Origin of the sequence: Streptomyces sp. NPDC047014 (assembly GCF_040644195.1) — a bacterium.
GTDB lineage: Bacteria > Actinomycetota > Actinomycetes > Streptomycetales > Streptomycetaceae > Streptomyces.
Genome location: NZ_JBEYVX010000149.1, coordinates 1 through 8,408, shown reverse-complemented (window position 1 = coordinate 8,408; position 8,408 = coordinate 1). Strand labels below are relative to the sequence as shown.

6 protein-coding genes and 1 pseudogene are annotated in these 8,408 nt (G+C 71.7%); 3 read left to right on the top strand and 4 right to left on the bottom strand.

Going from position 1 to position 8,408, the window contains the following annotated elements; translation table 11 throughout:
• Window positions 1-137 precede the first annotated feature (137 nt).
• The 3 genes from ABZ873_RS33330 to ABZ873_RS33320 all read right to left on the bottom strand — a co-directional run bounded on the left by ABZ873_RS33330 (window position 138) and on the right by ABZ873_RS33320 (window position 3,422).
• Window positions 138-1,505 (bottom strand): phosphomannomutase/phosphoglucomutase, encoded by a 1,368-nt coding sequence (locus ABZ873_RS33330; RefSeq protein WP_360880338.1) that lies wholly within the window; start codon window positions 1,503-1,505, stop codon window positions 138-140.
• A gap of 172 nt (window positions 1,506-1,677) precedes the next feature.
• Window positions 1,678-2,712, bottom strand: a complete 1,035-nt coding sequence (locus ABZ873_RS33325; RefSeq protein ID WP_360880335.1) for an NAD(P)-dependent oxidoreductase — start codon at window positions 2,710-2,712, stop codon at window positions 1,678-1,680.
• The gene (locus ABZ873_RS33320) at window positions 2,709-3,422 is read right to left on the bottom strand and encodes a ScbR family autoregulator-binding transcription factor (RefSeq protein WP_360880341.1); all 714 of its coding nucleotides are present in this window, start codon (window positions 3,420-3,422) and stop codon (window positions 2,709-2,711) included. Before ABZ873_RS33320 ends, ABZ873_RS33325 begins: the two co-directional genes overlap by 4 nt.
• A 103-nt stretch (window positions 3,423-3,525) precedes the next feature.
• Here ABZ873_RS33320 and ABZ873_RS33315 point away from each other — a divergent pair, with 103 nt between their 5' ends.
• The 3 genes from ABZ873_RS33315 to ABZ873_RS33305 all read left to right on the top strand — a co-directional run bounded on the left by ABZ873_RS33315 (window position 3,526) and on the right by ABZ873_RS33305 (window position 8,341).
• A complete protein-coding gene (locus tag ABZ873_RS33315) occupies window positions 3,526-4,503 on the top strand; it encodes a ScbA/BarX family gamma-butyrolactone biosynthesis protein (protein WP_360880332.1) in 978 nt (325 codons plus the stop codon).
• 291 nt (window positions 4,504-4,794) lie between these two features.
• Window positions 4,795-6,000, top strand: a complete 1,206-nt coding sequence (locus ABZ873_RS33310) for a serine hydrolase domain-containing protein (RefSeq protein WP_360880329.1) — start codon at window positions 4,795-4,797, stop codon at window positions 5,998-6,000.
• 256 nt (window positions 6,001-6,256) lie between these two features.
• A complete protein-coding gene (locus ABZ873_RS33305; RefSeq protein ID WP_360880326.1) occupies window positions 6,257-8,341 on the top strand; it encodes a discoidin domain-containing protein in 2,085 nt (694 codons plus the stop codon).
• On the opposite strand, the pseudogene ABZ873_RS33300 reads toward ABZ873_RS33305, so the two are convergent.
• Window positions 8,313-8,408: pseudogene (locus tag ABZ873_RS33300) on the bottom strand (rRNA maturation RNAse YbeY); the annotation flags it as partial. The gene ABZ873_RS33305 and the pseudogene ABZ873_RS33300 sit on opposite strands and share 29 nt — an antisense overlap.

Sequence of the window (8,408 nt, the reverse complement as noted above, 5' to 3'; positions counted from 1 at the left end):
CCGGTGCCCGGCGGAGCCGGGGTCACCCCGACAAGCCGCAGACGGGCGGGGAGCCGGGCCAAATCCAGCCCCGCCGGCGATTGAGGCGCGGGCCCGGGCAGCGCCCGGGGCCCGGCGGAGCCGGGGTTATACAGGCGTCAGGCGCGGATCAGGGCAAGGGCCTCGTCGCGGACCTTGGTCAAGGTCTCCTCGTCGCGGGCCTCCACGTTCAGGCGGAGCAACGGCTCCGTGTTCGAGGCTCGGACGTTGAACCACCAGTCCGCGGCGGTGACCGTCAGGCCGTCCAGTTCGTCCAGGGTTACGCCCTCGCGGGAGCCGAAAGCGGCCTTGACCGCCGCCAGGCGGGCGGACTGGTCCGCCACCGTGGAGTTGATCTCGCCCGAGCCCGCGTACCGGTCGTACGACGCCACCAGCTCCGAGAGCGGGCCCGCCTGGCCCCCCAAAGCCGCCAGCACATGCAACGCCGCCAGCATGCCCGTGTCCGCGTTCCAGAAGTCCTTGAAGTAGTAGTGCGCCGAATGCTCCCCGCCGAAGATCGCACCCGTCTTCGCCATCTCCTCCTTGATGAAGGAGTGCCCCACCCGCGTCCGCACCGGCGTACCGCCGCCCTCCCGCACAACCTCCGGCACCGACCACGACGTGATCAGGTTGTGGATCACCGTCCCCGAGCCGCCATTACGGGCCAGCTCCCGCGCAGCCACCAGCGCCGTGATCGCCGACGGCGAGACGCCCTCGCCCCGCTCGTCCACGATGAAGCACCGGTCCGCGTCCCCGTCGAAGGCGATACCCAGATCCGCGCCCTCCGCCAGCACCCGCGCCTGCAGGTCCACGATGTTCTTCGGGTCCAGCGGGTTCGCCTCGTGGTTCGGGAACGTGCCGTCCAGCTCGAAGTACATCTCCGTCACGTCCAACGGCAGACCCGCGAAGACCGTCGGGACCGTGTGGCCGCCCATGCCGTTGCCCGCGTCCACGACCACCTTCAGCGGGCGGATCGAGGTCAGGTCCACCAGGCCGCGCAGGTGGGCCGCGTAGCCCTCCAGGGAGTCCTGCTCCGTCACCGTGCCCGGGACCACGCCCTCCGCCACCGCCGGGGCGCCGGCGTCCAGCCAGCCCTCCACCAGCTCGCGGATCCGCGACAGGCCCGTGTCCTGCCCCACCGGCGCCGCACCCGCACGGCACATCTTGATGCCGTTGTACCGCGCCGGGTTGTGGGAGGCCGTGAACATCGCGCCCGGCAGGTTCATCGAGCCCGAGGCGTAGTACAGCTGGTCCGTCGAGCACAGGCCGATCAGGGTGACGTCCACGCCCCGCGCCGCCGCGCCCCGCGCGAACGCCGCCGACAGGCCCGGCGACGAAGGCCGCATGTCATGGCCGATCACGATCGCCGAACCGCCCACGACCTCCACGAACGCCGCACCGAACAGCTCGGCCAACGACTCGTCCCACTCGTCCGGCACGACGCCACGCACGTCGTACGCCTTGACGATGTTCGAAAGATCGGGCATGTCGACTCCTCAGATCGCGCGGGGAAAGGCAAAGACCGGCCGTGGCCCGGCCGTCACCCGCCGGACGCTACCTCCAGCCCTTCCCCGCATCCCCGCCCCCGCCCCATCCCGCTGAGGCTTTGGCAGATTCACACCGCCCCCTCCACACGGCCCCCGCCAGCCCACCGCCCCCTCACCCCGGCGGCATCCCACCCCGTCCCCGGTACCAGTCGACCGCCCGCTCCAGCCGCGCCAGCGGCCCCGGCCCCGGGTCGACCCCCGCCAGCCGCCAGGCCGTATCGGCGCGGTACCAGCTGTCCCCGGCCAGCAGCGTGAACTGCCGCTCGCTCACCCACCCCGGGGCAGCCGCCAGCGCCTCCAGGCAGGCCCCCCACGCCAGATCCCCGCCCGCCGGCCAACCCGCCGGCCCACCCGGCAGCACCCCGTACCGCCCGAGCGCCTCCATGAGGTCCCGATTCCGCACCGGCTCCGGATGATGCGCATGCAGCACACCCCCGCCCGCGACGGCCCAGGCCCCCGCCCCCTCCCCCACCGCGAGGCCCACCACCAGCCGCGCCAGGTCATCGACGTCCACGAAGGAGGCCCGCCCCGCACCCCCGCCCCACCGCCGCGGCACCCGCCGGAAGGCGTCGACCAGCGCCGGTACGGCCCACCGGTCGCCCGGCCCCAGCACCAGCCCCGCGCGCAGCACGAGCCCGCCCGCGTCGAGCACCGCCCGCTCCCCCGCCAGCCGGCTCCTGCTGGCGGCGGACACCGGGGCGGGGATCAGCTCGCCCACGTCCTGCCCCCGGTGCGGCCCGGCCCCGTACACGGCACAGGTCGAAAGCTGCACGATCCCGCCGACCCCGACACCGGCCCCGACCCTGACTCCGCCCCCGGCCCCACCCACACCCCCCACCCCGGCCCGCCCGGCCTCGGCCACCAGGGCCGCGGTCCCCGCCACGTTGACGGCCTCGCACCGCCCCGCGTCCGGCCCGACGTAGGAGGCCAGGGACAGCACGACGTCGGCCCCCTCGCACACCCCGCGCAGCGACTCCGGCTCCGCCAGATCCGCCCGCACCCACGGCCCCCGGTGCACATCGGGCGGCAGCGGTCTGCGCGACACCACACGCACCACGGCGTCGGGGTGCCGCGCGCTCAGCCGCCGCAGCACCGCCGAGCCCACGAACCCCGCCGCTCCGGTGAGAACGATCAGCGGCCCGCTCACCCCCGTCTCTCCGACTCCGACCCCGACTCCGCATCCGCCCGCTCCCCCACCCGCTGCGCCGACGCCCCCGTCCCCGCCCCCTCCTTCGGCGGCAGACTCAGCCGCAGCGCCCCCCGCGTGTCGTCGCTCGCGACCGCCGGCAGCAGGTACCGCCACAGCGAGGCGATCCGCTGCGGCAGATCGGCGCGCCCGGTCGACGCCTGCGAGAAGAGCTGCGCGCCGGTGAAGGAGCTGACGAGGACCCAGGCCAGCTCGTGGTCGTCCACATCGGGCTGGAGCTCCCCCTTGGCCCGCGCGAAGCGCAGCTGCTGGCGGAACTCCAGGACCCACGCCTGGTAGGCGACATCGTCGCGCAGCCCGAACTCCCCCTGCTCCACGGCCAGTCGGACGCCGGCCCGCAGCACCGGATTGTGCTGGAGCTGTTCGGCCAGGTAGAGCGTGATGTCCACCAGGTGCTGGAGGCCGTCCTCCCCCTCGGGGAACTCCAGGCCCTCGCCCTGACCGACCATCACCGCGTAGGCCAGCTCCTCCTTCGAGCTGAAGTGGAAGTACATCCCGCCCTGCGTGACGTCCGCCCGCTTCATGATCTTGCTGATGCTGGCCCCACTGAATCCGAACTCGTCGAAGACCTCGGCAGCGGCTCGCAGGATGGCCGCTTTGGTCTGAACTGCCCTGAGTTGCGGGGCCCGTTGCTGCTTGCGGACTGACATGGACACCTAATCTCTCTCGACAAAAAAAACGAACATCCTTTATTTTAGGACCAGCGCCGAACAAGCACCAGCTCATGTCCGACGTTCCAGGGGGGCTCAACCCATGTCCGTCTCGACCACACGCACCGCTTCGCCCGCCCACGCCGTACTCAGCAGCGCCTTACCGCGCGAGTACGTGCACAAGAGCGCGCACTCCGAAGTCCTGCTCACCGGGTGGCGTCCCGTCGCCCCCGACGAGTACATCGTCACCGCCCAGTGGCCCCGCGCCCACAGCTTCTACTCACCCGACGCGGGCCACCACGACCCGCTCCTCCTGGCCGAGTCCGTCCGCCAGGCCATCCCGCTGCTCAGCCACGTGGCGTACGAGGTCCCCTTCGGCCACCGCCAGATCTGGGACACGTTCAGCTACTCGGCCAACCCGGCTGCCCTCGTGGTCGGTTCACGCCCGGCCGACATCACCCTGCACATCCGCTGCTCCGGCATCGCCCGGCGCGGCCGCCGGCTCGCCCGCCTCACCATGCATGTCACGGCCACCCGCGACGGGGAGTTCCTGGGCACCGCCGAGGCGGGCTTCACCAACCAGCCCGAGTCCGTCTACCAGCGGCTGCGCGGCGGCAACGGCGACCTCGACGAGGTCACCGCCCGCGTGATCCCGCTCCCGCCGCCGATGACCCCGCGCCGGGTGGGCCGGGACCGCTTCCACGACGTGGTCCTCTCCCCCACCAGCTCCACCCGCCGCGCCCAGCTGCGGACCGACATCAACCATCCGATCCTCTTCGACCACCCCGTCGACCACGCCCCCGGCATGCTGCTCCTCGAAGCGGTCCGCCAGGCGGCGTACGCGTCGGCCTACCCCCACCGGGGCGTCCTGACCGATCTGGAGATGCGGTTCTTCCGCTACGCCGAGCTGAACTCCCCCTGCTGGGTGGAGACCACGCCGGTCCCCGACCGCACCACCGCCTCGGGATGCCACCGGCTCCCCGTACGGGTGGTGGCCCGGCAGAACGGCGAGGACATCTTCACCGCCAGAGCGACGATCACCGCCGCGAGCTCCGCCCCGCCGCGCTTCGGCGGTTCCTGAGCCCCGACGCCCCGCCCGGGCGCCGGAGTTCCCCCGTACGAAGGAGCAGGGCGCCCGGCCGCATCCCCCGGCCGGGCGCCCTTCGCCGTCGCGCCGCGGGGCCCCGGGCGCGCGGATCCCCGTACCGGCAACGGCTGGAACTCGCCCCTGAGAACGGCGCGTTGCGACTCGTACGGCCGTCCGTCCTGGCCGAAGATCGTATGTGGGGTCGCGGTCGCCCCCCGATCGGCCGGTCCGCGCCACCCCGCGCCTTGCCGACCCATCGATCAGAGGATCACCGTGCCCCACCCCATGAACCGCCGTCTGGCCCTCACCGCCGCCCTCCTGGCGGTCACCGCCGCCGTGGCCCCCGTGTCCACCGCCCAGGCCGCCGGGACCGCCCCCGACCTCGCCGCGCTGACCCAGGCGCTGCGCAACACCACCGCCGTCGGCGCGCCGGGCGCGATGGCCCGTTACAGCGGCCCCGAGGGGGTCAGCACCCGGAGCGTGGGCGTACGGGACAAGGTGACGGGTGCGGCGATGGACCCGCAGGCCCGCTTCCGGATCGGCAGCGTCAGCAAGACCTTCTCCTCCGTCGTCCTCCTCCAGCTGGTGGCCGAGCACAAGATCGAGCTGGACGCCCCCGTCAACCGCTACCTGCCGGGTCTGCTGCCGGACGACCGGATCACGGTGCGGCACCTGCTGACCCACCGCAGCGGCCTGGCGGACTACACGAACGCGATGTTCGAGAAGACCGTGCCGGGCTTCGAGGCCGTGCGGAACCGGGTGTTCAGCTACCAGGAGCTGGTGACCCTCTCCCTGAACGAGCCGCGGACGACCGAGCCGGGCGTGGCGTACAAGTACTCGAACACCAACTTCGTCGTGGTCGGCATGCTGATCGAGAAGGCCACCGGGAACGGGGTGGGCAAGGAGTACGAGCGGCGCATCTTCAAGCCGCTGGGCCTCAAGAAGACCTCCTACGTGCACCCCGGCACCAAGATCAGCGGCCTGCACGCCCGCGGCTACCTGCACCCGGACGAGGCGGGGGCGCCGCTGGTGGACTCCACCGAGCAGACGGTGTCCTGGGCCCAGTCCGCGGGCGCGGTCATCTCCAACCCGGCCGACCTGAACACCTTCACCTCGGCGCTGCTGGGCGGCCGGCTGCTGCCGAAGGACCTCCTGGACGCGATGGTGACGGTGACCCCGACCGACACCACGAACACCCGCTTCTACGGCCTGGGCCTGCGCCGCTACGACCTCTCCTGCGGCACCTCGGTCTACGGCCACACGGGCACGGTGCAGGGCTTCTACACCTACGCCTTCTCCACGCGCGACGGCAAGCGCAGCCTCTCGGCGATGGCCAACACCTCGAACAAGGGCGAGGCCAACACCGCCCTCGGCGCCACCCTCGAAGCCGCCTTCTGCGGCAAGCCCGCCACCCCGAAGTCCGCCAAGTCCCCGCTCCGCGACTTCACCCCCACCCCGGCCGCCGACCGCGACCTCCCCGAGAACAACTAGCCCCCACCCCACCGAAGCCCCACGTCCCGGTTACCCGCCGGGGCGTGGGGCTTCGGGGTTTTCCGGGGGGTCACAGCACAGTCTGACGAATCATCAGGTCATCCGTCCCGGACTCTTGACTCTGTCGGCGGCAGTCGGGATTCTCGACGGACACTTTGCGAGTTCATGACAGGTCACGGGTCCCCCCGTGCCCTTCGCGCGCCCCCATCGGGTCCGGCTCCCCCACCGTGCCGGCCGCTGACCGAAGACGTGAGTGATGACCGATTCCCCACGAAAGCACCCCCCGCGCAAGCCCCTGGCGGTCCTGTCATTGCTGCTCGCCGTCGTGGCGATGGTGCTCGGGCCCGTGCCCAGTTCCGCCGCCGACCCCGGCTGGTGGACGCCGGTGGCGCGGCCCGCTCCCGACTCCGAGATCAACATCACCGGCGAGCCCTTCAAGGGCACCGACGCCCAGGGCCGGGTCCGCGGCTTCGTCGACGCCCACGACCACCTGATGTCGAACGAGGGCTTCGGCGGCCGCCTCATCTGCGGCAAGCCCTTCTCCGAACTCGGCGTCGCCGACGCCCTCAAGGACTGTCCCGAGCACTACCCCGACGGCACCCTCGCCGTCTTCGACTTCATCACCAAGGGCGGCGACGGCCGGCACGACCCCGACGGCTGGCCCACCTTCAAGGACTGGCCCGCCCACGACTCCCTCACCCACCAGCAGAACTACTACGCCTGGGTCGAGCGCGCCTGGCGCGGCGGCCAGCGCGTCCTCGTCAACGACCTCGTCACCAACGGCGTGATCTGCTCGGTCTACTTCTTCAAGGACCGCGGCTGCGACGAGATGACCGCCATCCGCCTGGAGGCGCAGAAGACCTACGACATGCAGGCGTACATCGACAAGATGTACGGCGGCCCCGGAAAGGGCTGGTTCCGCATCGTCACCGACTCCGCCCAGGCCCGCGACGTCGTCCAGCAGGGCAAGCTGGCCGTCGTCCTCGGTGTCGAGACCTCCGAGCCCTTCGGCTGCAAGCAGATCCTCGACTTCGCGCAGTGCGGCAAGGAGGACATCGACCGCGGTCTGGACGAGCTGCACAAGCTGGGCGTGCGCAGCATGTTCCTGTGCCACAAGTTCGACAACGCCCTCTGCGGCGTCCGCTTCGACCAGGGCGCCCTCGGCACCGCGATCAACGTCGGCCAGTTCCTGTCCACCGGCACCTTCTGGAAGACCGAGCGCTGCACCGGCCCGCAGCACGACAACCCGATCGGCCTCGCGGCGGCCCCCGCCGCGCAGAAGGAGCTGCCCGCGGGGGTGTCCGTACCCTCGTACGCCGCGGACGCGCAGTGCAACATCCGCGGGCTCACCGACCTCGGTGAGTACGCGGTGCGCGGGATGATGAAACGCAAGATGATGCTGGAGATCGACCACATGAGCGTCAAGGCCGCCGGGCGCGCCTTCGACATCCTGGAGTCCGAGTCCTACCCGGGCATCATCTCCTCGCACAGCTGGATGGACGACAACTGGACCGAGCGGCTGTACAAGCTCGGCGGCTTCGTCGCCCAGTACATGGGCGGGGCCGAGGGGTTCAGCGCGGAGGCCAAGGCCAAGAACGCCCTGCGCGACAAGTACAACGTCGGATACGGCTACGGCACCGACATGAACGGCGTCGGCGGCTGGCCGGGCCCGCGCGGCGACACCCCGACCAAGGTCACCTATCCCTTCCGCAGCACCGACGGCGGCTCGGTCATCGACCGGCAGACCACGGGGCAGCGCACCTGGGACATCAACACCGACGGCGCCTCGCACTACGGGCTGGTCCCGGACTGGATCGAGGACATCCGCAAGGTGGGCGGCCAGGACGTGGTGGACGACCTCTTCCGCGGCGCCGAGTCCTACCTGACCACCTGGGGCTCGTCCGAGAAGCACAAGGCGGGGGTCAACCTCGCGGCGGGCGCCCCGGCTTCGGCCAGCTCCGCGGAGTGGAACCCGTTCACGAGCTACGCCCCCTACCGCGCGGTCGACGGCAACACCGGCAGCCGCTGGGCGAGCGACTGGAGCGACGACCAGTGGCTCCGGATCGACCTCGGCGCGTCCCAGCTGGTCAAGCGCGTCACCCTCGACTGGGAGCGCGCGCACGCCAGGGGCTACCGCATCGAGCTGTCCGCCGACGGCACGAACTGGCAGACCGCCTGGTCCACCGCGAGCGGTGACGGCGGCCTGGACACGGCGCAGTTCGCCGGCACACCGGCGCGCTACGTCCGCATCCACGGGGTGCAACGCGGCACGCAGTGGGGGTACTCGCTCTACGAGGTCGGCGAGGCTCGACGCGGAGCTCGTCCATCGGGAAGGACATGACGTCGGTCGGGCCGGGCAGGTCCATCCACTGGATGTGGAGCTGCTCCATGGCGTCCTCGTCGATGAC

Bases quoted from the DNA above. Each gene is read 5' to 3' on its own strand.
- ABZ873_RS33320 (WP_360880341.1), bottom strand. From the start codon at position 3,422: ATGTCAGTCCGCAAGCAGCAACGGGCCCCGCAACTCAGGGCAGTTCAG.
- ABZ873_RS33305 (WP_360880326.1), top strand. From the start codon at position 6,257: ATGACCGATTCCCCACGAAAGCACCCCCCGCGCAAGCCCCTGGCGGTC.
- ABZ873_RS33315 (WP_360880332.1), top strand. From the start codon at position 3,526: ATGTCCGTCTCGACCACACGCACCGCTTCGCCCGCCCACGCCGTACTC.
- ABZ873_RS33310 (WP_360880329.1), top strand. From the start codon at position 4,795: ATGAACCGCCGTCTGGCCCTCACCGCCGCCCTCCTGGCGGTCACCGCC.
- ABZ873_RS33330 (WP_360880338.1), bottom strand. From the start codon at position 1,505: ATGCCCGATCTTTCGAACATCGTCAAGGCGTACGACGTGCGTGGCGTC.